This window comes from Collinsella sp. UBA1693, assembly GCF_002320115.1.
GTDB classification, from domain to species: domain Bacteria; phylum Actinomycetota; class Coriobacteriia; order Coriobacteriales; family Coriobacteriaceae; genus Collinsella; species Collinsella tanakaei.
The window spans coordinates 45103-70051 of sequence record NZ_DCJT01000006.1 but is presented as its reverse complement, the minus strand read 5'-3'; the positions used below and the strand labels follow the sequence as shown (position 1 = coordinate 70051).

19 protein-coding genes are annotated in these 24949 nt (G+C 62.6%); 8 read left to right on the top strand and 11 right to left on the bottom strand.

What is annotated here, in order from left to right; translation table 11 throughout:
- Positions 1-180: 180 nt before the first annotated feature.
- The 9 genes from B3H65_RS03240 to B3H65_RS03205 form a co-directional block, all read right to left on the bottom strand.
- Positions 181-360 (bottom strand): hypothetical protein, encoded by a 180-nt coding sequence (locus B3H65_RS03240; RefSeq protein WP_286684111.1) that lies wholly within the window; start codon positions 358-360, stop codon positions 181-183.
- Between the two features lie 88 nt (positions 361-448).
- On the bottom strand, positions 449-697 hold the full coding sequence (locus B3H65_RS10475) for a hypothetical protein (RefSeq protein WP_414630709.1): 249 nt from the start codon (positions 695-697) through the stop codon (positions 449-451).
- Positions 585-1376 carry a hypothetical protein gene (locus B3H65_RS03235; protein WP_286684110.1) on the bottom strand — a complete coding sequence of 264 codons (792 nt, stop codon included), beginning with the start codon at positions 1374-1376 and terminating at the stop codon, positions 585-587. Before B3H65_RS03235 ends, B3H65_RS10475 begins: the two co-directional genes overlap by 113 nt.
- Before the next feature lie 158 nt (positions 1377-1534).
- On the bottom strand, positions 1535-6019 hold the full coding sequence (locus B3H65_RS03230) for a DNA-directed RNA polymerase subunit beta' (protein WP_286684109.1): 4485 nt from the start codon (positions 6017-6019) through the stop codon (positions 1535-1537).
- Positions 6020-6024: 5 nt separating this feature from the next.
- Positions 6025-9531, bottom strand: coding sequence for a DNA-directed RNA polymerase subunit beta (locus tag B3H65_RS03225; RefSeq protein ID WP_286684108.1), 3507 nt, complete (start codon positions 9529-9531; stop codon positions 6025-6027).
- A gap of 461 nt (positions 9532-9992) precedes the next feature.
- The gene (locus tag B3H65_RS03220) at positions 9993-10901 is read right to left on the bottom strand and encodes a UTP--glucose-1-phosphate uridylyltransferase (RefSeq protein WP_286684107.1); all 909 of its coding nucleotides are present in this window, start codon (positions 10899-10901) and stop codon (positions 9993-9995) included.
- Between the two features lie 297 nt (positions 10902-11198).
- Positions 11199-11576 carry a 50S ribosomal protein L7/L12 gene (gene rplL / locus B3H65_RS03215; protein WP_009141939.1) on the bottom strand — a complete coding sequence of 126 codons (378 nt, stop codon included), beginning with the start codon at positions 11574-11576 and terminating at the stop codon, positions 11199-11201.
- Between the two features lie 106 nt (positions 11577-11682).
- Positions 11683-12204, bottom strand: coding sequence for a 50S ribosomal protein L10 (gene rplJ, locus B3H65_RS03210; protein ID WP_117678766.1), 522 nt, complete (start codon positions 12202-12204; stop codon positions 11683-11685).
- Between the two features lie 295 nt (positions 12205-12499).
- Positions 12500-13639: a pyridoxal phosphate-dependent aminotransferase gene (locus B3H65_RS03205; RefSeq protein WP_286684106.1), complete on the bottom strand. Its 1140-nt coding sequence runs from the start codon at positions 13637-13639 to the stop codon at positions 12500-12502.
- Positions 13640-13791: 152 nt separating this feature from the next.
- Between B3H65_RS03205 and B3H65_RS03200 the strand changes: the two genes are divergently transcribed.
- The 3 genes from B3H65_RS03200 (at position 13792) to B3H65_RS03190 (ending at position 16472) form a co-directional block, all read left to right on the top strand.
- On the top strand, positions 13792-15021 hold the full coding sequence (locus tag B3H65_RS03200; RefSeq protein WP_286684105.1) for a hypothetical protein: 1230 nt from the start codon (positions 13792-13794) through the stop codon (positions 15019-15021).
- Between the two features lie 54 nt (positions 15022-15075).
- Positions 15076-16020 (top strand): N-acetylglucosamine kinase, encoded by a 945-nt coding sequence (locus B3H65_RS03195; protein ID WP_286684104.1) that lies wholly within the window; start codon positions 15076-15078, stop codon positions 16018-16020.
- A gap of 125 nt (positions 16021-16145) precedes the next feature.
- Entirely contained in the window at positions 16146-16472 is a 327-nt protein-coding gene (locus tag B3H65_RS03190; RefSeq protein ID WP_009141944.1) for a heavy metal-binding domain-containing protein, read from the top strand.
- A 71-nt stretch (positions 16473-16543) separates the two neighbouring features.
- Here the strand turns inward: B3H65_RS03190 and B3H65_RS03185 are convergent, their stop codons facing one another.
- Positions 16544-17788 (bottom strand): MFS transporter, encoded by a 1245-nt coding sequence (locus B3H65_RS03185; RefSeq protein WP_270480686.1) that lies wholly within the window; start codon positions 17786-17788, stop codon positions 16544-16546.
- 264 nt (positions 17789-18052) lie between these two features.
- Between B3H65_RS03185 and B3H65_RS03180 the strand changes: the two genes are divergently transcribed.
- The 3 genes from B3H65_RS03180 to B3H65_RS03170 all read left to right on the top strand — a co-directional run bounded on the left by B3H65_RS03180 (position 18053) and on the right by B3H65_RS03170 (position 21486).
- Positions 18053-18382, top strand: coding sequence for a rhodanese-like domain-containing protein (locus B3H65_RS03180; protein ID WP_009141946.1), 330 nt, complete (start codon positions 18053-18055; stop codon positions 18380-18382).
- A 2-nt stretch (positions 18383-18384) separates the two neighbouring features.
- Positions 18385-20076: an FAD-dependent oxidoreductase gene (locus B3H65_RS03175; RefSeq protein ID WP_286684103.1), complete on the top strand. Its 1692-nt coding sequence runs from the start codon at positions 18385-18387 to the stop codon at positions 20074-20076.
- A 624-nt stretch (positions 20077-20700) separates the two neighbouring features.
- Entirely contained in the window at positions 20701-21486 is a 786-nt protein-coding gene (locus B3H65_RS03170) for a Crp/Fnr family transcriptional regulator (protein ID WP_286684102.1), read from the top strand.
- Here B3H65_RS03170 and B3H65_RS03165 read toward each other — a convergent pair.
- Positions 21476-22744: an Mbeg1-like protein gene (locus B3H65_RS03165; RefSeq protein ID WP_286684101.1), complete on the bottom strand. Its 1269-nt coding sequence runs from the start codon at positions 22742-22744 to the stop codon at positions 21476-21478. The genes B3H65_RS03170 and B3H65_RS03165 overlap by 11 nt on opposite strands.
- A 314-nt stretch (positions 22745-23058) precedes the next feature.
- Between B3H65_RS03165 and B3H65_RS03160 the strand changes: the two genes are divergently transcribed.
- Together B3H65_RS03160 and B3H65_RS03155 are read left to right on the top strand one after the other, a co-directional pair.
- Positions 23059-23895, top strand: coding sequence for an alpha/beta hydrolase (locus B3H65_RS03160; protein WP_117678774.1), 837 nt, complete (start codon positions 23059-23061; stop codon positions 23893-23895).
- A gap of 57 nt (positions 23896-23952) precedes the next feature.
- On the top strand, positions 23953-24819 hold the full coding sequence (locus B3H65_RS03155; protein ID WP_117678775.1) for an alpha/beta hydrolase: 867 nt from the start codon (positions 23953-23955) through the stop codon (positions 24817-24819).
- The last annotated feature ends 130 nt before the right edge of the window (positions 24820-24949 follow it).

Sequence of the window (24949 nt, the reverse complement as noted above, 5' to 3'; positions counted from 1 at the left end):
TGCAACGGCTTGAATCGAGGCGTCAGCATCCGCCTACGAAACACGCGGTTCGCTACGTTACGCCTGTTGTGCTGCGGTGTCAACAGACCACGCCACCGGGCGTTTCCCTATTTGGCACATTTCACGCAGAATCTTCATAGATGGTCAAAGGAATGCGTTTTTCGTTAACCAACAAAGCGGCTATCGCTTCTTAGGACCCTTCTTTGTTGGGCGCTTCTTTGCTTTTTTGGACGAGGAGGGATCGCTCGCGTTCCCATCGCGGTGCTTTACGCGGTAAAACCCCGCGCCCATCACCACCGCGACAACCAAGATGAGCATCCACATGAGTTGGCTTCCAAGAGAGGGAGCGACGGTTTCCATACCAAGCCTTTCCTTGCGCAGCCGGAAGACCACTCCCCCGGACGTATCAACGTTGTGCATTCTACCCAAGCATCGTGTGAGGTCACGGTCAGCGAGACGCCGTATCCGCGAGCGGCCCGGCGTCATTCTGGGGAAGGCGTCGGTACGCAGCGACCAAAACCGCGATCTGCGCCACAACCAGCAACCACTGGTAGTGGCCCGGAATCGTCGTGGTGATTATGGAGCTACCGACGGTGCTCGCAATGTTCACCATGGCATGAACCAGCATCGATGCCGCGAGCGCGTTGTATCGACTGCAGACATCGCCCAAAAACATGCCAAGAACCGTTGCGTAGATCGCCTGAAACGGGTTTCCGTGAAATATGCCAAAGAAAAGCGCTTGGATACCGTTGGCTATCTGCGCGCCTCATGCCGGACGCGCGCAGATAGCCAAAACCAAGGCCCCTAAAGATGGTCTCTTCAACCACGGGCGCGCCAAAGATCAGCGACAAAAACCAGTCCGCTCCGTACGCCTCGAGTCCAGACTGGTCCACAATCTTGCCATAGGATTCCAAAAGCCAGGGCATAGCAGCGCCTACCATGGTAGCGATAAGAGCAGAGAGACCGTGCAGACCCACGGCGACCATAACCAACGTCGCAACGTCTTTGCCGCGCAGAACGCCGGCGCCAAAACGAACAGCAGGTTTCTCAGGTGCGCCGCCAGCGTCCTGGGACGCGCGCCTGCGCAGCGCCCGTGCCCACAGCGCGAACGGAATAAACGTGACCGCATAGCGCGCCGCACTTACCCAGCGCGGGTAGCGCGCCAAAAGAGCGTTGGCAAACGGTTGAAGCTGGGTGGAGCTCATGGCAAATACGCGCTCGCCCGCAGCTGCGGCCATGATCATGCCACCCGTGGTGACAACAAACGTGGCGGCAAGGTAGGTGACCACAATGCCCAATATAAGGACGAGGAGCCCTTTGAGCGCCATTGCGGCATCGATGCCCTGGGCCCCTTTGTTTTGAGTATGCGACCGCACTGCTCTCCCCCACTTGCGATTGCGCCATATTAGCTGGTTTAAGACGAAAACGGGCGAGACAGGTTATCTGCCTCGCCCGTATATGCGTGCTTCTGAATGCAGGCGGCTAGGCCCGCTTCAGGTTATGCGAACCGGACATCAAAACCGATGCCTAACGGCTACTCCTCAAAAGAGTTGTGGCCGTTGGGATCCTCGGGGCTATCGCCATCGTCCTGATCGACCAGCTGGTTGAGCAGCTCGTCGATAGAGGCCATATCCTCGTTGATGATGCCGCCGGATGCCTTGGACTTGTCCTCAGCGGGGGCGCCCAGCAACTCCTCGTCCGAATCATAGTGATGACGCGGAGCAGAGGTGCCCAGCAAGATGTCGTCCGGGCCGTCCGGGCTGAAGACCATCTGCAGCAGCTGGGAGAGGTCCTCTTCATCGGCCATATCCTCGGTGTTATCAAGGATGTGAAGCAGATTGTGGGCCTCCAGACCGTCGCGCAGCTCCTCGATCGCCTTGGCGCCGATGCCATCGATGCGGAGCAGGTCCTCCTCGGACTTGCCGACCAGGTCGCCAACGGTCTCGATGCCGACCTCGCTGAACTTATTGGTCCAGCGCTGGGACACGCCAAGATCGTCGAACAGGTACAGGCGGGCGTCCTCGGCGGAGATGGTGCGGCCATTGCGCGTGAAGGAGCCGTCGCCCGGGTAATCGTCATAGCCAACCCAGTCGAGCTGCTGCGGAAGCTGCTCGTCCAGCTCCTTGAGCTCGGCGGGCGCCCACTCGGGCAGCGCCTTGGAGCCGGGAGCGGTCGCGCCGCCAACGGTTACGTAGCCGTCGGAGGTGCGATAGGTAAGGCTCGCCTCGGAATACGGCTTGAGGCCGGTGCCGACCGGGATCTTCTTGCCCACGATAACGTTGGACTTGAGGTCCAGCAGGTGGTCGACCTTGCCCTCGATAGCGGCCTCGGTGAGCACGCCCGCGGTACGGATGAACGACGCGGAGGACAGCCAGGAGTCGATGGACGCGGCAACCTTGAGGGTACCCAGGATCGCAGCCTCAGAGGTGGGCGGGGTGCCGCCGCGGCGGGCGACGCGCTCGACCTCGTCCGCAAACTCATAGCGGTCGACGTACTGGCCCAGCAGGTAGCTGGAGTCCCCAGGGTTGGTGATCTGAACGCGACGCAGCATCTGGCGTGCGATGACCTCGATGTGCTTGTCGTTCAAATCAACGCCCTGGCTGGTATAGACGTCCTTGACGTTCTCGACGAACGTGTGCATGGTGCTCTCGATATCGGTCAGCTTGCGCAGGTTGCGGAAGTTGACGAAGCCCTTGGTGATCTGGTCGCCGGCACGGACGGTGCAGCCGTCCTCGATACCGGGCATGAAGCGGACAGACGCAGGAACGCGCTTCTCCTCGAGCACACGGGTGTGATCGTCGGAGTCGGTCAAGGTCAGGACGTACTCGGACTTCTCCGGCTTGATGGAGAGGTGACCGGAGAACGGAGCCAGGTCGGCCTCGCGACCCAGGATCTTCTCGTTGACGTTGCCGACGACGTCGAACATACGGCCAACGGTAGGCAGACCCTGCGTAATGTCGTCGACGCCTGCAACGCCACCGGAGTGAATGGTACGCATCGTAAGCTGCGTACCGGGCTCGCCGATGGACTGAGCCGCGATGATGCCGACGGCGGTGCCGATGGCGACGGGACGACGGGTAGAGAGGTCCCAGCCGTAGCACTTCTGGCATACGCCGTACTTGGAACGGCAGGTCAGCAGCGCGCGCAGGGTGACCTTCTTGAGGCCGGCGTCAACCAGCTTCTGGATGTCGGCAACGCTCTCGATGTACTGGTCGCGCTCGAACAGGACGGTACCGTCGGAAGCAACGGCGTCCTCGGAGAAGCATCGGCCAACCAGGTCGGCGTTGAGCGAGTCGGTGCCGGGGATGATGAGGTTGTAGGAGCAGCCCTCCTGCGTACCGCAGTCCTCCTCGCGGACGATGACGTCCTGAGCGACGTCGACCAGACGGCGGGTAAGGTAACCGGAGTCAGACGTGTGGGACGCGGTGTCGACCAGGCCCTTACGAGCGCCGTACGTGGAGATGAAGTACTCCAGGGGCAGCAGGCCCTCGCGGAAGTTCGCCTTAATGGGAAGGTCGATGGTCTCACCGGACATGTCCGCCATAAGGCCGCGCATGCCGCCGAGCTGACGCAGCTGGGTCTTGGAACCACGGGCGCCGGAGTCGGCCATCATGTAGATCGGGTTCTCCTCGTCGAACATGTCGAGCATGAGAGCGGCGACCTTGTCGGTAGCGGCGGTCCACTCGTTAACTACCTCGGTGTGGCGCTCCATCTCGTTGATGAAGCCCTCCTCGAAGTACTCGTTAATGGAGTCGACGCGGTCCTGGGCCTCTGCCAGAATCTGGGGCTTCTCATCAGGGATGAGAGCGTCCCACAGAGAGATGGTGAGGCCGGCGCGGGTAGCGAAGTGGAAACCGGCGAACTTGATGGCGTCCAGGATGGGGCCGACCTCGGCCTGCGGATAGCGATCGCAGCAGGCGGCGACCAGCTTGCCCACATCGCCCTTGACCATCTTGTAGTTGATGAACTCGTAGTCCGCGGGCAGGCACTGGCGGTTGAAGATGATGCGGCCGATGGTGGTCTCGAAACGGCAGGTCTTGTTGCCCGTCACATCGTAGTCCACAAACTCGTTGCGATCGTTCTTCACACGGAAGTAGCTGTGCTCCTTGTCGAAGTAATTAGCCTCGGCCTCGGAGACGCGAACCTGGATCTTGGCCTGAAGGTCAACCTCGGTACGAGCATCATAGGCGTTGAGCGCATCGTCGAAGCTGGCGAACACGTGGCCCTCGCCAGGCAGGCCGTCGCGAGCCTGGGTGAGGTAGTACACGCCAATGATCATGTCCTGGGAAGGAACGTTGACCGGCTTGCCGGATGCGGGCGAGCGCAGGTTGTTCGCAGAGAGCATGAGCACGCGCGCCTCGGCCTGAGCCTGAAGCGACAGCGGCACGTGCACGGACATCTGGTCGCCGTCGAAGTCGGCGTTGAAGGGGGCGCAGACCAGCGGGTGCAGGTGGATTGCCTTGCCCTCGACCAGAACGGGCTCGAAAGCCTGAATGGAGAGGCGGTGCAGCGTAGGTGCACGGTTAAGCAGGACCAGACGGCCGTCGATGACCTCTTCCAGGATGTCCCAGACAAAGCTGGCGCCGCGCTCGATCGCGCGCTTGGCGCCCTTGATGTTCTCGACCTTGCCAAGCTCGACCAGGCGCTTCATGACGAAGGGCTTGAAGAGCTCCAACGCCATGGTCTTGGGCAGACCGCACTGGTGCAGCTTGAGCTTGGGGTCCGTAACGATTACGGAACGTCCGGAGTAGTCGACGCGCTTACCCAGCAGGTTCTGACGGAAGCGGCCCTGCTTGCCCTTGAGGGCCTCGGCAAGGGACTTGAGCGGACGACCGCCACGTCCGGAAACCGGACGGCCGCGACGGCCGTTGTCGAACAGTGCGTCGACGGCCTCCTGCAGCATGCGCTTCTCGTTGTTCACGATGATCGCGGGAGCATCGAGGTCGAGCAGGCGCTTAAGACGATTGTTACGGTTGATAACGCGACGATACAGATCGTTCAGGTCGGACGCAGCGAAGCGACCGCCGTCGAGCTGGACCATAGGACGAAGATCGGGCGGAATGACCGGAATGACGTCGAGGATCATGTTGGCGGGGTCGTTGTGGCCCTTCAGGAAGGCATCGACGACCTCAAGGCGCTTGACGGCTTTCTCGCGCTTCTGCTTCTGGCCATCGACGTCGGCGATGATGGCCTTCAGGCGCTCGGACTCGGACTCCAGGTCGATGGCGGCCAGCAGGTCGCGAACAGCCTCGGCGCCCATGTCGCCGCTGAAGTACATGGAGTAGTAGCGCTTCATCTCGCGGAACAGAGGCTCGTCGGAGATCAGGTCGCGCTCGGAGAGCTTCATGAATGCCTGGAACGCGTCGGAGCGCAGCTGCTTCTCGTCCTTGCACTCTTCCTCGATGTCGATGATGCCGGCGGCGATCTCCTCCTGGGTCAGGGGCTCTTCATCGGAGAACTCATCGAAGTTCTCAGGGTTGCCCTGCTCCTTCAGAGACTCGATCTGGCGTGCGCACTCGGCGTCGATCTCCTCGAGGTCGGCAGCGAGCTCCTCGCGCAGATCCTCTGCATCGGCCTCGCGCGCCTCGTAGTCGACGTGCGTGATGATATAGCTGGCGAAGTAGAGCACCTTCTCCAGGTCCTTGCTCTTGATGTCGAGCAGGCGGCTCATGGGGAAGCTGGTGGGGCTCTTGAAATACCAGATGTGGCTTACCGGGGCGGCAAGCTCGATGTGGCCCATGCGCTCGCGACGCACCTTGGCCGAGGTGACCTCGACGCCGCAGCGCTCGCAGACGATGCCCTTGAAGCGAATGCCCTTGTACTTGCCGCAAGAGCACTCCCAGTCCTTGGCGGGACCGAAGATCTTCTCGCAGAACAGGCCGTCCTTCTCGGGCTTGAGGGTACGGTAGTTGATGGTCTCGGGCTTCTTGACCTCGCCGTAAGACCAGGAGCGGATCTTGTCGGCGCTGGCAAGGGAGATCTTTACCGCGTCAAAATCAGTAGCTTCGAAATCTGCCACAGTTTCTACTCCTTATCAGTGGTGGAAGCGGCCAGCTCGCCGATGAGGGCTTCGGCTGCATCCGCAGAGGTGTCGGCCTCGTCGATGGAGGGAAGGGTGTCCAGGTCGGCCAGGACGTCGTCCACGTCCGCGGTCTCGGCTACGGTCTCGGGCTCCGGCTCGTGGTCGCGGATGGGCTCGATGTCGAGCGCGAGCGAGCGGATCTCCTTGACCAGAACCTTGAAGGACTCGGGAATACCGGCCATGGGGACGTTGTCGCCCTTGACGATCGCCTCGTAGGTCTTGACGCGACCGACGGTGTCGTCGGACTTGACCGTGAGGATCTCCTGCAGGACGTTGGAAGCACCGTACGCGTACAGTGCCCAAACTTCCATCTCACCGAAGCGCTGGCCGCCGAACTGGGCCTTACCGCCCAGGGGCTGCTGGGTAACCAGGCTGTAGGGGCCGGTCGAACGCGCGTGGATCTTGTCGTCGACCATGTGGCCGAGCTTCAGGATGTAGGAGGTGCCGACGGTGATGGGCTCGCGGAACTCCTCACCCGAACGGCCGTCGAACAGGCGGGTCTTGCCGCGCTCGTCCAGCTGGGTGACAAAGTCGGTGCGCATGTGGTCGCCCAGGCGCTCGGTGGCCAAGTTGACCATGTTCTTGTTGGCGCGACGGATGACCTCGGCGATCTCGTCCTCATGGGCGCCGTCGAAGACGGGGGTCGCCGTAAAGAACGGACCGGGAACGTACTTGTCGGAATCAGCGTTGTCCTGATCCCAACCGCAGGCGGCGGCCCAGCCAAGGTGGCACTCGAGCAGCTGGCCGACGTTCATACGGGAGGGAACGCCCAGGGGGTTCAGGATGACGTCGACAGGGGTGCCGTCGGCCATGTAGGGCATATCCTCGACCGGCAGGATCTTGGAGATAACACCCTTGTTGCCGTGGCGGCCGGCGATCTTGTCGCCTTCCTGGATCTTACGACGCTGGGCGACGTAGACGCGGACCATCTCGTTAACGCCCGGAGCCAGGTCGTCACCGGCCTCGCGGCTGAAGCGGGCGACGTCGATGACTCGACCGTAGGAACCGTGAGGCATCTTAAGAGAGGTGTCGCGAACGTCATGGGCCTTGGCGCCAAAGATAGCGCGGAGCAGGCGCTCCTCGGCGGTCAGAGCGCTCTCGCCCTTGGGCGTGACCTTACCGACCAGGATGTCGCCGGGGCCGACCTCGGCGCCGATGCGGATGACGCCGTCCTCGTCCAGGTTGGCGAGCATGTCCTCGGAGAGGTTGGGGATCTCGCGGGTGATCTCCTCGGGACCCAGCTTGGTGTCGCGAGCGTCGATCTCGTGGCGAGAGATGTTGATGGTGGTCAGCAGGTCCTCGGCCACCACGCGCTCGGACACGACGATAGCGTCCTCGTAGTTGTAACCTTCCCAGCTCATGTAGGCGACCGTGAGGTTCTGGCCCAAAGCGAGCTCGCCGTGATCGGTGGACGGACCGTCTGCCAGGGGCTGGCCCTTGACGACCTCATCGCCCACGCGAACCAGCGGACGGTGGTTGATGCAGGTGGACTGGTTGGAACGCTGGTATTTGGGCAGGTGATACTCGTCCATACCGCCAGCGTGCTTAACGGTGATCTTGCGCGCGTCAGCGAAGATGACCTCGCCGGCGTGCTTGGCCAGGGTGACCTCGCCGGAGTCCAGCGCAGCGCGACGCTCCATGCCGGTGCCGACGTACGGGGCGGCAGGGTGAACCAGGGGCACGGCCTGACGCTGCATGTTAGCGCCCATGAGGGTACGCTTGGCGTCGTCGTGCTCCAGGAACGGAATGAGGGTGGCGGCGACGGAGATCATCTGACGCGGAGAGACGTCCATGTAGTCGACCATCTCGACGGGCACGTCTGCGGGAGCGCCGAAGGAGCCGTCGAAGTCGCGAGTACGGGCGACGATGGTGTGGGGACGAACCAGGTTGCCGTCGGCGTCGGCGACCACGAACTCATTGGTCTCGGGGTCGAGCGGGGTGTTCGCCGGGGCGATGATGTGGTTCTCTTCCTCGTCAGCGGTCATCCAGTCGATCTGGTCGGTGGCGACGCCGTTCTCAACGCGGCGATACGGGGCCTCGATGAAGCCGTACTCGTTCACTCGAGCGTAGAGGGACAGAGAGCCGATCAGGCCGATGTTGGGGCCTTCGGGGGTCTCGATGGGGCACATACGGGAGTAGTGCGAGTTGTGGACGTCGCGGACGGCGGTGGGCACGTTGGTGCGGCGGCTGGAACCGGACTTGTGACCTGCAAGGCCACCGGGACCCAGAGCGGACAGGCGGCGCTTGTGGGTAAGACCGGTCAGCGGGTTGGCCTGGTCCATGAACTGGGACAGCTGGGAGGAGCCGAAGAACTCCTTGATGGCAGCCACGATGGGACGGATGTTGATGAGGCTCTGCGGGGTGATCTCGTCGATGTCCTGGGAGCTCATGCGCTCGCGGACCACGCGCTCCATACGGCTCATACCGATACGGAACTGGTTGGCCACCAGCTCGCCGACGGTGCGGATACGGCGGTTACCGAAGTGGTCGATGTCGTCGGTCTTGTAACCGGGGGTGCCGGCGGCAAGCTCGAGCAGGTAACGCAGGGTGGCGACGATGTCCTCGTCGGTCAGCACCGCAACGTCCTCGGTGGTGTCGAGGCCGAGCTTCTTATTCACCTTGTAGCGGCCGACGCGAGCCAGGTCGTAGCGCTGCGCATTGAAGAGCAGGCCCTCGAGCAGGCTGCGGGAGGCGTCGACGGTGGGCGGCTCGCCCGGACGCAGGCGACGGTAGATCTCGATGAGGGCGTCCTCGCGGGTGAGGGCGGTATCGCGCTCGATGGTGCGCTTCACGACATCGGAGTCACCGAGCATCTCGATGATCTCGTCGTTGGTGGTAGCGATGCCCAGTGCGCGCAGGAACATGGTAGCGGACTGCTTGCGCTTGCGGTCGATGGAGACCACCAGCTGGTCGCGCTTGTCGACCTCGAACTCCAGCCAAGCGCCGCGAGCGGGGATGATCTGCGCCTTGTAAACCTGCTTGCCGCCGTCCATCTCGGAGCTGTAGTACACACCCGGGGAGCGGACCAGCTGGGAGACGACGATGCGCTCGGTACCGTTGATGATGAAGGTGCCCTGATCGGTCATCATGGGGAAATCGCCCATGAAGACCAGCTGCTCCTTGATCTCGCCGGTCTCCTTGTTGGTAAGGCGGACATCGGTGAGAAGCGGAGCCTGGTAGGTCATATCCTTCTCGCGGCACTCCTCCACGGTGTGCGCGGGGTCGCCGAACTGGTGCTCACCAAAGGTGACCTCCAGGATATGGTTCTGGCTCTGAATGGGGCTGGACTCCTTGAAAGCCTCGCGGAGCCCATCGGTCATGAAGCGGTCGAAGCTCTCCTTCTGAACGGAGATAAGGTTCGGAAGCTCCATCACCTCGGGGATCTTTCCAAAGTTGACGCGCGTGCGCTCTGTTGCCGTTACCGGCTGGGTGGCTTTTGCATCACTCACCAGGCGTTCCCTCCTTCTTGGGAAAATGCGGTTTGCTTGGCGTTCGGTCGCATGTCGTATACACTGTTCCGCGATCGCTGACGCACATCGAAAACGTGCTCTTGACATCTCGACAGAAATCGCCATATATCGCAACCTACTAGTTTAGCAACTACGAACCGTTTGGCAATAAAAGTCTTGACTATAGGTTGATTTTGGACTAGGCAAAAAAGTTAAAACTAAACCTGCTGGTAGTTGACCTGAACAGAACATGTGTTCATGTTGTTCTAATGGAGACGTTGTATTACGTGTGCATGTCACAAGGCAGGCTGGATTTTAGGAACCGCCGCAAACCAATAGATGGTTAAAAGAAAATGCCCCAACCGCAACGGTTGAGGCATTCCATTCAAGCAAGCTGTCATTATGACCACGCTGGGCTAGTTCTAGCTGGCGTATATGGACGAGCGTTTGGACGAGGCCGCCTAGCGACGGACCAATCCCCCGCGCTCGTCGACGGCCTCCCAGAACTCGTCGGCGAAGCGGGGGTCGGCCGCTGCCATGAGGGCGTTGGTCGCGATCCAGCCCGAGGGGGTGCCGGTGTCGTAGCCGGACAGCGGGTCGATGACGACGGCGTACATGGCCTCGCGCTCGAGAGAGCGGGCCATGGCGTCGGTCAGCTGGATCTCCCCTCCCTTGCCGGGCTCCTGGTCGGCCAGCAGGTCCATGACCAGGGGCGAGAGCAGGTAGCGGCCCACGATGTAGAGGTTGGAGGGGGCCTCCTCGGCGGAGGGCTTCTCCACCAGGCCGGAGACGCGCCACACCGCGCCGGGCTCGTCGTCGGCGACCCCGCCGAGGCCCTCGAGCGCGTCGACGCGCTCGCCCGCGATGACGCCGTAGCGGGAGACGTCCGCCGGCGAGCAGGGCGCCACCGCGATCACGGACGCGCCGGCGTGGGCGCGGGAGACCTCGAGCATGCGGGTGCAGATGTCGCGCGAAGGGACCACGTAGTCGCCGAGCAGCACCAGGAAGCTCTCGCCGGCAACGGCGTCGGCCACCGAGCGGATGGCGTGGCCCAGGCCCCTGGGCTCGTACTGGTAGCGGAAGTCCACGGGCATGTCGCCGGCCTGGGCCACGGCGTCGGCGTAGCCGTCCTTGCCGCGCTCGCGCAGAAGCGCCTCCAGCGAGCGGTCGGGCTGGAAGTAGCTGAGCAGCTCGGGCTTGCCGGGCGAGGTCACGATGACGGCGCCGTCGACCTCCTCGGGCTCCAGCGCCTCCTCGACCACGTACTGGATGACCGGCTTGTCGAGCACCGGGAGCATCTCCTTGGGGGTGCACTTGGTCGCCGGCAGGAAGCGGGTGCCGAGGCCGGCTGCGGGGATGATAGCCTTCATGGCCTTCCTTTCGTCCACGCCTTTATGACGCGGATCAATAACGGGCTTTTCGCCCATAAACAATTGAGTCACAGTCCTACAGGATACCGTCCGAATGCTTGCGCGCTACCCCCTTTTGAGAAAATGCAGCTTAAATACGCACCTTCCGATTATTTAACACGTCCGCATCAACGTATCGAGGAGGCGGGGCACCAAAAAAGGAGGCCCGGCGAACCAGACCTCCTTTAAGACATTGAATGTCAGACCGCGGCACGGGGCCGTACGGTCGTAGCCGGCAGGCGAATCGCCTGCAGGAAACTACTTGATGGTGACAGCAGCGCCGGCAGCCTCGAGCTTCTCCTTGGCAGCCTCGGCGTCCTCCTTCTTGGCACCCTCGAGAACAGCCTTGGGAGCGCCCTCGACGACCTCCTTGGCCTCCTTCAGGCCGAGGTTGGTCAGCTCGCGAACGACCTTGATGACCTGGATCTTGTTGTCGCCGAAGCCCTCGAGAACAACGTCAAACTCGGTCTTCTCCTCGGCCTCCTCAGCGGCAGCAGCGGGGCCAGCAACGACGGCAGCGGGAGCAGCGGCGGAAACGCCGAAGGTCTCCTCGATGGCGGAAACGAGCTCGGAAGCCTCGAGCAGGGTCATCTCTTTCAGGGCCTCGATGATCTCATCGGTGGTAAGCTTAGCCATTTCTAAGTCCTTTCGATTTCCCTGCGTCTTTAGCAGGGAGATTAATTAAGTAGCGCGGCGCATGTGCGCCAGGGGTGCGGCCTTACGACCGCGAGCATGGTGGCGACTAGGCCGCCTTCTGCTCGGAGATCTGCTGGACGCAACGGGCGAGACCGCTGGAAACGCCGTTGACGCAAACAGCGATGTCGCGAGCGAAGCCGTTGATAAGACCGGCGATCTGACCCAGGAGCTGATCCTTGGTGGGAAGGTCTGCGATAGCGTTGACCTCCTCGGCAGTAACTGCCTTACCCTCGGAAATGCCACCCTTGATCTCCAGAACGCCCTTGGACTTCTTAGCGAACTCCTTAAGCGCCTTCGCGGCCTCGACGGGCTCGTTCTCGTAGAAGACATAGGCCAGGGGACCAACGAGGATGTCATCAACGTTGGGCTGCTCCTTGTTCTCCAGAGCGATGCGGACGAGGTTGTTCTTGTACACCTTCATCTCAGCGCCGAGCTCACGAAGCTGATGACGCAGCTCCTGGGCCTGCTTAACGGTCAGACCGTTGTAGGACACCATGAACACACCAGCGTTGGCCTCGATGCTAGACTCGATCTCAGCAACCTTGTCGATTTTGTACTGCTTGGGCATTAGTACACCTCCTTCTCGTTTTTTCCGGGCACGTCCGCGCCTGACATGGCGGGGGTTGTGTCTCGAAAAAAAAGAAACCCCCGTGCTGCAAGAGCAACGGGGGCGAGAAGACATATCTGCTCGACCACCTCGGCTGGCGGGAACTCCCATTAAGCCGCGGTCGGCGCTTGCCTCCCTTGGCACCTGCTGTCTCTGGCAGCGGAATCGTGCGTGAACTTCTGTAGTATGCCGAGCCGCCATGCCAGAGTCAAGTCTTGAGATGCAAGGAAGCGCGGCTCAACACGTCCTCCACATTTTATAGACCGGCGACAAACGACCCCAGGCGCCGCAGGCCCTCGTCCAGATCATCGTCCGCAATGCAATAGGAAAGCCTCACGTAGCCCGGAGCGTTAAAGCATGTTCCCGGCACCAGCGCCACGCCCGCTTCGCGAATGGCCCGCTCGCAGAATTCATTGGACGATAAGCCGGTTTGCTCGACGCGTGGAAATGCGTAGAACGCGCCGGCGGGCTCGACCACCGGCAGCCCCATGTACGCCAGCTGCGCCAGCACGCGATCGCGCCGGGCGCGGTACGTATCAAGCTGATGCGAGGGATCGAGCTCGAGGGCGCGGGCGGCCGCGGGCATGCAGAACGATACCGCGGAAGACACCGTGAACTGGTGGGCCTTGGCGATCTGGTCGATCACGGGATGGGCGGCGGCGACCCAGCCCATGCGCCATCCGGTCATCGCCCAGGGCTTGGAGAAACTCTCGACCACCACCACCTGCTCGCGAAGATCCTTGTCCACACGGGCGGCAAGGCGCTCGTAGCCGGGCTCATAGACCAAACGGTTGTATACGTCGTCGCACACCACGTAGATGCCGTGGGTGCGGGCAACGTTTGCGACCGCGTCGAGCGAAGCGGGCGCGAGCACGCAGCCGGTGGGGTTGTTGGGCGAAGTGATGACCAACGCCTTGGTGCGCGGTGTCACGCATGCGGAAAGCGCCTCCTCGTCCAGCTGAAACGCAAAGGGCGCGGTATCGAGATACACCGGCGTGGCATGATTCATGACCACCAGGGATTGGTAGAGGCCAAACGCCGGCGTGGGGATGACGACCTCATCACCCGGATTGAGAAGCGCGGCGAATGCGGCGGCAAGGGCCTCGGTCGCGCCCACGGTCGCTATCACCTCATCCGGCGCATAGGACACGCCCTGCCGGGCCATGTATACGCTCAGGGCGCGGCGCAGCTCGTCCGTTCCGTTGTTGGGAGGGTAATGGGTCTGCCCCAAATCCAGCGCAGACTTGGCGCCCTCGCGCACGGATGTGGGCGAATCGAACTCGGGCTCGCCCAGGGCAAGGGCGATACAGCCCGGCGTCTGGGCAGCCAGGGCGCTAAAGCGGCGAATCCCGCTGGGCTCAAGCGTTGCCAGGGCTTCGTTGGTCGATTTGCGCATAACGGCCCCCTTCCATCGCGACTTTTGCATAAGGATACTTCAGCCATGCCGCGATTTCTATATTATGGAGGTATTGAAACATTCTCAGCCGCCTACAAACCCGCAGCGCAGGGCCGCGGGAGCCCGGGCGCCAGAAGGGACGCATCCACCCCATGAGATTGCTGATCTGCGACCGGCCGCGCGCCGAGTTTGAGAGCCCGGGCGTTGCCGCCTTGTTTGACGCGGCGTTTTGTCTTGAGGATGTGGACGATGCCCCCTGCCCCGGCGTCGCAGGAGACCTCGGGGAGACCGCGGTCCGACTTGCCGCCTCCCTTGACGGCGCCGACGAGCTTTGGATTGCCTCGCGCTCTTTTTGCGGCCAGGTGTCCGCCCCCGTCATGCGCGCACTGGAGCTGGCGCGCGACGGTAGGCATGGCGGCGGCCGTGTCGACAAGAGGGCGCTGCCGGAGCGCAGCCTTCACACTTGGCTATACGGCGTGGACCAAAACGCTTACGAGGAACAGGGCCTGGCCCGAATGCTTGCGGCGCACCTTGCCCCGGAGCTTGGGGCCAACCTTGCCGAGTGCCGCGTTGTCGATACGTTTGACCTGCGATTATTCAAACGGCTTGGCTCGCTTCCGCACGGAGGCGCGACGAGCGCGGCGCACACCCCCCTACCCCCCGCGCCTTCTGCCCCCGCCGGGACCGCACGATCGATCGCGCTGCTTGACGCCGGCGCTCCCAACGACACCGTGCGCGCCCTTTTGGACGATTTCGAAGATGCGCTCTTGGCATACGACCGACTCTCAAGCAGGGCGTTGGACGCTGCAAATATAACCGAGCCCCCGCGCTTCGAGCGCCTTTGCTGCCACGGCGCGAAGGGTGCGGCAAACGAAGTGCCCGACGCCGGCCCCGTTCTCGATGCTCTCGCCACCTGCGACACGTTGGTAATTGGCTGCCCCGTCCAACTTGGCGCCCTACCGTCCCGCCTTGTTCGCACGCTCCAAGATTGGATGGCGGCCACGCGCCTTCGCGACGGAATGCGCATCTACGCCATCTGCACCACGAACGAATGCGACCCCGGCCAGGCCCACCTCTCACTTGAGGTGCTCCGCCTGTTTTGCCGTGAAAACAACCTTGTTTGGGGCGGCGGGCTCTGCGTCGCCGGCGCCGCTGCCGTGGCGGCATTCGCCCACACCGAGCGCATGGGCCGGAAGCGCCGCGGATGCTCCGAAGCCATCGACCGCCTCATAGGCGCCGTGCGCGCGGGACTCAGCATCGCGGACGCCGCCCGCCGTTTTGGCTCCACGGACCCCCTTGCGCCCTCCAACATCATCAACGCGCCCTGCGCGCTTCCCGCCTGGGCATACAAGCTGATGTGCGCCCGCTTTAACCGCGCCTAGGCAACGCGGCGCACGCAGTATCCGCATCGCCCCCAACAAGCAAAGGAGACGCTCATGACCTGGCTAGGCATCGACGGAGGCGGAACCAAAACCGCTTGCACCCTGTACGACGAATCGCTGCAGCCCCTTGCCCGCACGACGTTTTCCACCTGCCACTACGCCCAAGCGGGCACTGATGGCATGGCTTGCGTCTTCCGCGATTGCCTGGCATGGGCGCGGCGGCACGGCTTGAACCGGGACGGAGGCGTGGGCCTTGGCATCTGCGGCTACGGCGAGGGAGCCGAGTCCGACCGCGCCATCGAGGCCGCCGTGAAGGCCGCGGTGGGAACTCGTCCCTATGCCCTGGTCAACGACGTCGACGCCGCGTGGGCGGCGGGCCTGGACCTTGCGGACGGCATCGCCGTTATCGCGGGCACCGGCTCGATCGCGCTTGGCGTGCGAAACGGCGCCAGCATGCGTTGCGGCGGGTGGGACTATCTATTGGGGGACGAGGGCAGCGGCGGCTGGATTGGCAAGGAGGCCCTGCGCGCCTTCACCCGCCAAAGCGACGGGCGCGACCAGCGCGGGCCTCTCTACCGCGCCCTTAAACGGGAGCTCGGCTTGATGGATGACTTCGACATCATCCGCTTTGCCCAGGACCACCTACATGACCGTACGCGCATTGCGTCCCTTAGCGTCTTGGTGGCCCAAGCGGCACGCGAGGAAGACGCATCCGCGCGCCGCATCTACCAGCAAGCGGCAGAGGAAATCGCCCAGATGGTCGAGACGATTATGCGAGAGCTCTTTGATAAGGACGGCTTCGAGGAGCGCGGCAGCGTAAGCTTGGACGCCCTTGTTCCGGTTACCTATATTGGAGGCGTCTTCAACGCGGGCGACGTATTGCTCGACCCCCTTCTCCACGCCTTGCCAGCGCGTTGCCGGCTAGTCGCTCCCCTGCATGAGCCCAGCCTGGGGCCGGTGCTTATCCTGCGCGAACGCCTGGCGCGCCACGGTTGTTAAAGCCGCGCCGAAAACGCCGCGAGCCTTTAGCCTTTCTTTAGCATCGCGGATGCATGAAGCGGAACCCTTGCAGGGTATAAGCTGCGCAACGCGATACCGCGCGGCCCACAAGGATTGGAGCTTCCATGCTGATCACCACCACGCCCAGCGTCGACGGATACACCGCCGCTCGCTACCACGGCATCGTTTTTGGCGAAGTCATTTCCGGCGTCGACTTTATTCGCGACTTCACCGCGGGCATACGCAACATTGTGGGCGGCCGCAGCAAGGGTTATGAGGACGAATTGGTCGAGGCCCGCGAGGACGCCCTGCGCGAGATGGCCGAGCGCGCCGAAGCGCTGGGCGCCAACGCCGTAGTGAGCGTCGACGTGGATTACGAGGTACTGGGCCAGGGCAATATGCTTATGGTCACGGCTTCCGGCACCGCCGTGGAGCTTGTCGCCAAGGCGTAGCGCGAGACGCAACGCGAGTCCAAGCGGGGCTTGGGGAGCGCGCGGGCAACGGGCGATCGAAGCGCCGGCGCTTACGCGGCATCTTCAAGCTCCCGCTCCTCCTCCACCGAATCCGCGATACGGCGGCGCAAAAACACCATGCAGATAAGCGGGAACAACGCGACCAGCGAGCTCGCCAGCACCAACGTCTGCTGAACGCCCAGCACGCGCGCTAGCCAGGGAGCCATGAACAAAGGCACCACGCCTGCCACGCTGTAACCAAAGCCCATAACCGCGCTCACGCGGCCCAAGGCGGAAAGCGGAGCATGCATCTGCACCAACGTGCTCTGCAGAGGGCCGATCACGCCAAACGAGAATCCCAACAGCATCTGGCCCGCCATGGCAACAACCACAAACGGCGTTCCCACATATACCAGGCACCCCAAGCCCATGGAAAACAGCGCCAAAAGCAAGAACCTCATATTGGTGAAACGCGCCGGCAGGCGCATAAGGATGACCGATCCCGCAATGGCGCCTATGCCCGCCGCGCTTGACAACCAGCCCATCCACTCGACCCCCACGTGCAGCACGTCGCGATAGAACAGAGACTCCAAGGGGTCGAAGGCGCCGTAACCAAAGTATGTGAGGAACCCCACGGCAAGGAGCATGCGCAGCGTAGGCTTTGCCGCCACGGCCAAAAAGCCCGCGGAAAGCGAGTTGTCGCTATACTCCGCCCCCTCCTCTTCCGCAGGCTGGCGCAGGGGGTGGAAGCCGGCGGCGGGGACAAGGCCCGCAAGCGCCATGACCGCGCCAAACACAAAGACCATGCGGGTAGAGGATACCGAGGTGATCGCGCTTCCCACCAAGGGGCCGACCACCACCGTGAGGTTGGTGACGGCCGAGAGCATGGGGTTGATGCATGACAGCTCGTCCGCATCATCCGTGATGTAGGCAGCGTAGGAGCGTGCGACGATGTCTTCGATTCCCCACGCGAGGCCAAAGACCGCCGAGCAGATAAGAATGCCCTCGACCGTATCCGCTAGCACCTGGAATAGCGCCGCGGAAACGCAGGTAGCGACAACGCTGATGAGGAAGTGCCGACGCGGCCCCAGCGAGTCGAGCATGGCGCCGCCGACAAAGTTGCCAATCACGGTCGCCAGGTTGATGAGGCCCACGGAAAACGTAGTGGACAGCGCCGTGCCGCCAAGCGAATACGTAAGCGTTCCCAAGATTCCTATGAAGTAGCACGCGAGCATTCCCACGTGACCGCAAAACCTCATAATCACCAGGCGGCGGGCCATGGGTGACAGCGAGCGCAGCTTTTCGACAAGCGACATGCAGCGCACCCCCAAGACATATCGATTGTTTGCATAACAGCAGTATGCCCCACCCCGGCGAGAACAGCCACCTTACACGGTGAAATCATCGTCCTACATATGCGGCGCCGCGCGGGGTCGCTTGCAAGCAGTCGGAGCATCTCGAAGGCAAGATGCCGCGCGATGCGGCCGCATGCGTGACCTAGTCACTGAACGCCTCCGCGGGCACATGGTAGTGTTCACCCTGATAGAAGACAAACGGCATTCAAACCGAAGGGAACCGCCATGGGACTGTTCAGCTCGATGTTTGGCAAGGGAATCGACGCATACATGGAAGACGCTCGCGCCACCCCCGGCGCCGTGGTGCTTGACGTGCGCTCGCCCGAAGAATTTGTTGACGGGCACATCGATGGCGCCCGCAACGTGCCGGTCTCGCATATCCAAAACGCGCCGCGTCAGGTGCCCGCGCTCGACACGCCCCTATTTGTGTACTGCCTCTCCGGAGCGCGCAGCGCGCAGGCGTGCCGTTTCCTCACCCAGATGGGGTATACCACAGTCACCAACATGGGCGGCATCAACCGCTGGAGCGGCCCGGTCAAGCAGGGAAGGATCTAAGCATGAAGGTTGTCATCATTGGAGGCGTCGCCGGCGGCGCCACGGCTGCGGCGCGCCTGCGCCGTTTGGACGAGAACGCGCAGATCGTTATGCTTGAGCGCTCGGGCTACGTGAGCTACGCCAACTGCGGCCTGCCCTACTACGTGGGCGGCGTTATCACCGACCAACGCAAGCTCACCCTGCAAACCCCGGAAAGCTTTCACGACCGCTTTCGCATCGACGTCCGCGTGCGCCAGGAGGCCGTGGAGATCGACCGTGAATCAAAGGCGATCAAAGTCCGCAATCTTGAAACGGGCGAAGTGTATCGCGAGAGCTACGACAAGCTGATCTTGTCACCCGGCGCCCATGCCGTCATCCCCAACCTGCCCGGCATCGATAACGAACGCATCTTCACCCTGCGCACCGTCGAGGACACGTTTAAGGTTCACGGTTTTGTTGAAACCGCGCGCCCCGCATCCGCGGTGGTAGTAGGCGGCGGCTTCATTGGATTGGAGATGGCCGAGAACCTGCGAGACCGCGGCCTGGACGTCACGGTGGTCCAGCGCGGCGGGCACGTCATGCCCACGCTTGATGCCGACATGGCCGCGATCGCCCATAACCACCTGCGCTCACATAGCGTGAAACTGCTGCTAAGCTCCGACGTTACCGGCTTTGAAGAGCGTGCCGACGGCGCCGTGCAGACCAACCTCGCGCAAAGCGGCCCCCTTGCCGCCGATATGGTCGTGCTCGCCGTGGGCGTGGCGCCCGAAAGTGCCCTTGCCCGCGAGTCGGGACTTGATTTGGGCGTGCGCGGATCCATCAAGGTAGACGAGCATATGCGAACCAGCGATAGCGACATTTACGCCGTAGGCGACGCCGTGCAGGTGAAGAACTACGTCACCGGGCAAGACGCCCTGATCGCGCTCGCGGGCCCCGCCAACAAACAAGGCCGAATCGCGGCGGACAACATCTGCGGCATAGCCAGCACCTTTACGGGCAGTCAGGGATCTTCCGTCCTCAAGCTCTTCGACCTCACCATCGCCACCACCGGACTTACCGAAATCGCTGCGAAAGCGGCGGGACTTGATGCGGACTACGTCATCCTCTCCCCCGCAAGCCACGCCACCTACTACCCCGGCGCCGGCAGCATGACCATGAAAGTGCTGTTCGAGCGAAGCGACGGCAGGATTCTGGGCGCGCAGATCATAGGCACCGACGGCGCGGACAAGCGCATCGACGTTATCGCCACGGCGATACGCGCAAAGATGACGGCAGCCGACCTCACCGAGCTCGACCTGGCCTACGCTCCGCCCTACTCGTCCGCAAAGGATCCCGTCAACATGGCGGGCTACATGATCGAGAACATTTTGGAGGGCCGCGTCGAGCAGCTCACCTGGGAGCAGGCCCTTGACCCCGCAGAGAACGAGGTACTGTTGGACGCCCGCACCCCCGGAGAAGTCGCCCGCGGATCCATCGACGGCGCACTGCACATTCCGCTCGACGAGCTGCGCGAGCACCTGGACGAGCTACCGCGCGACAAGCGCCTGCGCGTCTTCTGCCAAAGCGGCCTTCGCAGCTACGTGGCGTGCCGCATCCTGATGCAGCACGGTTTCTCGTGTGCGAACGTCGCGGGCGGATACGGCTATTACCAGCAAACCGTCCTTGACCAGGAGATTCGCCGTCGCGGCATCGCAGACTGCGGCCTCGCCGTATAGCACGGCGCGCCGCAGCGTGCCCTCCCCACCCGAGCTTACGCTCGAAACGCGGCGCACTCACCCAGGCTTCGACTCACGAGGGGTCGCCATGTATGGCGACCCCGTTTTTGCATGCGAAAATCGACCTGGCGAAAGACCGGGACAAATAGCGCGTTAGTGCGGAGGTTTGGTCAAATAGTACGTTAGTGCGGATTGAAGGCATCCCGTCGGGCTTTCTTTATTCATCAGTTGATGTCGACCGTGCCTTCTAGCTCGGTCGATACAAATGCCCTATTCATAAGGTACCACACCTATCACCCTCTTTCACCGCACTAACGCATTATTTGACACTCTAGGGACCACACTAAGCGACTATTTGACCTAAGTCCCACACTAAGCCGTTATTTGCCACTCGCCCCGTTCCGCACTAACGCATTATTTGGCCCCGGGCTTTGGAGCCAGGAGGTTCGGCTGCGCGTCTCCGTCCCATCTGCCTGCCGGTCCATCCAACGCCCCATCTGTCGGCCTGCCTGCCAGCCCATCTGGCAGACCATCCACCCCAGTTGCTGCAAAAACCCTTGCGCAGCTCGCCCCAACCTGTCACGCTTGGCAAACAGACACAACCCCAACGCAATCGAGGCACCCATGTCATCCATCGACAACGCCGCCGAGAAGAACCTCAAAACCAGCCCCGCCCCCGCCAAAGGCAACGTCAACAGCACCGGAAACAGCAGGAGCAGCGCCTCCGCCGCGCCCCGCGACGCCGTCGCTCGCGCGCTCGCCGCCGCGCTTCCTTTCTGGGGCGACCTTACCGAAGGACAGAAAACGCAGCTCGCCGCCGCCACGCGCCCTCTTATGGCGCGCGCGGGCGAACGCGTGCAGGGCGGTGGTTCGGGATGTGCGGGCGTGGTCGTAGCGCTCGCCGGTAGCCTGCGCGCGTACATGCCTTCGGAAACCGGAAAAGAGATCACGCTCTTCCGCGTCGAGGCTGGAGAGACCTGCGTGCTCGCCGCTTCCTGCATCCTGCCCATGATCACGTTCGACATCGCCCTCGACGCCGCTGAGGATATCGAGGCCCTCATCATCGATCCGCGCTACTTCTCCCAGCTTTCGCAGGAGAACGTTGCAGTCGAAGCGTATCTCTATCGACAGACCGCGCAACGCTTCAGCGACTGCATGTGGGTGATGCAGCAAGTACTATTCGCCAGCTTCGATACTCGCCTCGCCACGTTTTTGCTGGACGAGGTCTCGCGAACGGGCTCTCCGCACCTCGTCGTCACGCACGATGAAATCGCTCGCCACCTGGGCAGCGCCCGCGAGGTGGTATCTCGCATGCTCAAGTACTTCGAGCGCGAGGACCTGGTCGCCCTCAGCCGTGGGGCCGTAGAAGTCCTCGACCGCAAACGCCTACTTGCGCGTGCTAGCGATTAAACAGGCCCGCGAACCCTTGCGCGATGCCCGCCACCGCGCCGCGGGCGATGCGCTCCGCCGCGATCTGGGCGAGCTTTGCCAACGCCGGCCCCAAGACCTCGCGCGTGTGCTCGTCCGATTTGCGAATCGCCTCGTGAATGCACTGCGCCGCCTGGGGTCCGCCGCCAAAGATCTGACCGGCGTTCTGAGCCCCGGAAACCGCCATGGCACTAAACAGCGCGTCCACCACCCCGGGCAGCTCCTCGTCCGAAAACGATGCCAGCCACGCCCCCAAGACCTCATGCGTCCCCTTGGCCCCAGCGCTCACGCCTTCCTCGTAGACAAAGTCACCGCCATCGATCTCCCAGCTAAACACGCTGTGTTGATCCATCCCATAGGCGCTGCTGCGCACCGCCCGCGCAGGCGCGACCTCATTCATAATCATACCCACAACGGAATCGACGGGCACCGTGCGGTGAATACGCCCCTCGAGCGCACGAAGCGCGGCGAGCGCCGGCTCGTCAGAGAGAAAGCCCGCTTTAAACCCGGGGCCGTCATGATCAAACACGCATGCGATGCGGGCGCGCACGGCGTCAGAGCAGCGCACCGCGGCATAGGTCGCCAGGTTGCCGCCCTTGGAATGACCACCTACATACAGGCGCTGGGGTAGATGGCGAGCAACCAGTTCAAGGTAGGCAGCCGCCATGCGCTGGGCGGGAACGGGCGGGGTCACCGCCATATCGAAGTTTTCGCGCCAACCCGTAAACGACGTGTCCGTTCCGCGAAAGGCCACGTACGCCCAAGCGCCCGGCATCACATAGCACGTTGCCGAGAACTGTACGCGCCTCTCTTGGTCCAGCAGCGCCACGTAATCGCGCATCTCCAACTCGCGAAAGCGCGGGCTCGCCGCAAACGACGCGATCTGCCGCTTGATATTGTCATGGTCCAACCCGGTAAACATGGAGTCGTAAAGCTCCGCCGCCAGTAGGTCGGACGCATGGGCACCGCGTACAGTCCGCGAATACAAGCGGTCCGCCACGGCATCTGCCGCACCGGAAAGCCTGCCCATAAAGGTGGTCTCCTCACCGGGCATGCACGCGCCCGCCGCATCGATCCCGCCCACGCGGCGCAGGCGGGCAACGTCCGCGCGGCGCAGGGCCGGCACCACCGCGGAAGCGTCGATCATGCTCATCTGCGAAATCGCCGCCGAGTCGACTGGGGTCAACCCCAACTGGTCAAATGTCCTCAATTCGCCTTCCAGATACTGGAACAGGTCCACGCGCGCGCCTCCCGCCAACGGATACAGATTCTGCGCTTATACCCTTCCGCATGCGCTCCGGCACCAGGCGCCGCCCATAAACAAGACGTTTACAAGCCCGTCTCCCCTCCTGGCGACGCCACGCGACGGCACCAGCGGCGCCGTGCACCAGCAGCTGTTATTGCCAGATGTCTATTTGTAGTCATACGTACGGTATCTTTCACCTGCTGGTTCTCTGTCTTTTAATCCACCTTACGCGAGTACAATGTCCCATAGCTTGACTTTGGAACACCGCTCTGTACTAAGGTTGCATAAAGCCGATCCAAGGGGGAACCATGGCTCAAATCAGCATCGACTACTTCTCGTCCTCATTGATGAGGACCACCACTATCGACATACTGCTGCCCTTCGACAGCATGGATGACGCCCTGGGCACGGACTGGGAGATGCGCTCGGACGAGAAAGGCTGGGACCGCCGCCCTTACCCGCCCGAGCGCCCTCCGTTCAAGACGCTCTACCTGCTGCACGGCATCACCGGCAACCACGCGGACTGGATCTCTGAAAGCCGTATCCGCAGCTGGGCCGCCGCGCGCAACCTGGCGGTAGTCATGCCATCCGGCTACAACGCGTTCTACCTTGACCAACCCGAGTCGCACAACTTCTACGGTCGCTTTGTGGGCCAGGAGCTAATCAACGTCACCCGTCGCATCCTTCCGCTTTCCACCCAACGCGAAGATACCTTTATCGGCGGCATCTCCATGGGTGCCTACGGAGCGCTGCGCGCGGGCTTTAAATACTGCGAAACGTTTGGGTCGGTCATCTCGCTGTCCTCCGCCATGATCGCGGACAACATCGAGGACGTCATCAACAACGACGTCTTCTTCCTCAGCCGCTCCTTTTTGGAGTCGACTTTTGGCGACTTATCCCAGCTTGTTGGCAGCGACAAAGACCCCGCGCGCCTAGCCGCGGACCTGGTTTATTGCGACCGCCCGCGCCCGCGCGTCTTCATGGCGTGCGGCAACGCCGACCCGCTCGCCCATCCCAACCGCGTGCTCGCCGATCGACTGCGCGGCGTGGGTCTTGAGGTCGAATACCGCGAGCTAGACGGAGGCCATGACTGGGACCTGTGGAACGCCGCCCTACCCCAAGCCCTGGACTGGCTGGGCCTATAGATTTAGGACGAGGAACTCTGGACGAGGAATTAGCACGCATTAGAGAGGAAGGCGCTCATGGCCCTGCTTCGCATCGACTTCTATTCCCGCTACCTCAAGCGCAACGTCATGCTTACCGCCGTCATTCCCGCAGACAAGATGGACGGCGAAAAACTGGCCAAACGCCGCCGCGGCCCATATCGCACGGTTTACCTGCTGCACGGCCTGTTTGGCCGCGACGTAGATTGGATTGATCGCACGCACGTAGTCGAGACGGCGGAAGCGCGCGACGTAGCGGTAATCATGCCCTCCGGCGAAGACGGACTGTATCTGGACAAACCCGAAATTGACGAGTGGCACGGCAAGTTCATTAGCGAGGAGCTGGTCGACTTTACCCGTCGCCTGCTACCGCTCTCCGCCAAGCGCGAGGACACCGCGCTTGCAGGCATCTCCATTGGCGCGTACACCGCGGTGATCAACGGCCTGCTGCGCCCAGACCGCTTTGGCAGCATCATCTCTCTTTCCGGCGCTTTCATGCGCGATCGCGTGCTAGAGGCGGTGGAATCGCACTCGCCCCGCAAGAAGCGCTACTACGAGCGATTCTTTGGCGACCTTGACACCGTGATCGGATCTGAAAAAGACTACGTGGCGCTTATCGACCGCTTCCGCGACAATCCGGACCTTCCTCGTCCACGTTTTTACGGAGCATGCGGCGAGCACGACAACCTGTGCCAGAACAACCGCGACGTGGCGCAGCTGCTGCGTGACGCCGGTTTTGACGTAACCTACCACGAGCCGGACATTGGAGCGCACGAGTGGCCCTTCTGGAACGCCTGGATCGACTGCGCCCTGGATTGGTACGCGCCCGGCGAGATGCGCCCTTCAACGGCGGAAATCGACTATTCAGCGCTTACCAGCTTGCGTCCACCCCAGGACCAACAGTAAACTTTACTAGCATAAAGCGGGGTCCGCGATGCCGTTTGGCCGCGGACCCCGCTTGTCATATGCATCGACACCGCGCGCCGGCAGCAAGGCCGCCCGGCACATAGGGCCCCTCCAAACCAAGTCGCCCGAT

Coding starts and splice junctions, on each gene's coding strand:
- B3H65_RS03240 (WP_286684111.1), bottom strand. CDS start 360: ATGGAAACCGTCGCTCCCTCTCTTGGAAGCCAACTCATGTGGATGCTC.
- B3H65_RS03220 (WP_286684107.1), bottom strand. CDS start 10,901: ATGAAGGCTATCATCCCCGCAGCCGGCCTCGGCACCCGCTTCCTGCCG.
- rplL (WP_009141939.1), bottom strand. CDS start 11,576: ATGGCTAAGCTTACCACCGATGAGATCATCGAGGCCCTGAAAGAGATG.
- rplJ (WP_117678766.1), bottom strand. CDS start 12,204: ATGCCCAAGCAGTACAAAATCGACAAGGTTGCTGAGATCGAGTCTAGC.
- B3H65_RS03205 (WP_286684106.1), bottom strand. CDS start 13,639: ATGCGCAAATCGACCAACGAAGCCCTGGCAACGCTTGAGCCCAGCGGG.
- B3H65_RS03200 (WP_286684105.1), top strand. CDS start 13,792: ATGAGATTGCTGATCTGCGACCGGCCGCGCGCCGAGTTTGAGAGCCCG.
- B3H65_RS03195 (WP_286684104.1), top strand. CDS start 15,076: ATGACCTGGCTAGGCATCGACGGAGGCGGAACCAAAACCGCTTGCACC.
- B3H65_RS03190 (WP_009141944.1), top strand. CDS start 16,146: ATGCTGATCACCACCACGCCCAGCGTCGACGGATACACCGCCGCTCGC.
- B3H65_RS03185 (WP_270480686.1), bottom strand. CDS start 17,788: ATGTCGCTTGTCGAAAAGCTGCGCTCGCTGTCACCCATGGCCCGCCGC.
- B3H65_RS03180 (WP_009141946.1), top strand. CDS start 18,053: ATGGGACTGTTCAGCTCGATGTTTGGCAAGGGAATCGACGCATACATG.
- B3H65_RS03175 (WP_286684103.1), top strand. CDS start 18,385: ATGAAGGTTGTCATCATTGGAGGCGTCGCCGGCGGCGCCACGGCTGCG.
- B3H65_RS03170 (WP_286684102.1), top strand. CDS start 20,701: ATGTCATCCATCGACAACGCCGCCGAGAAGAACCTCAAAACCAGCCCC.
- B3H65_RS03160 (WP_117678774.1), top strand. CDS start 23,059: ATGGCTCAAATCAGCATCGACTACTTCTCGTCCTCATTGATGAGGACC.
- B3H65_RS03155 (WP_117678775.1), top strand. CDS start 23,953: ATGGCCCTGCTTCGCATCGACTTCTATTCCCGCTACCTCAAGCGCAAC.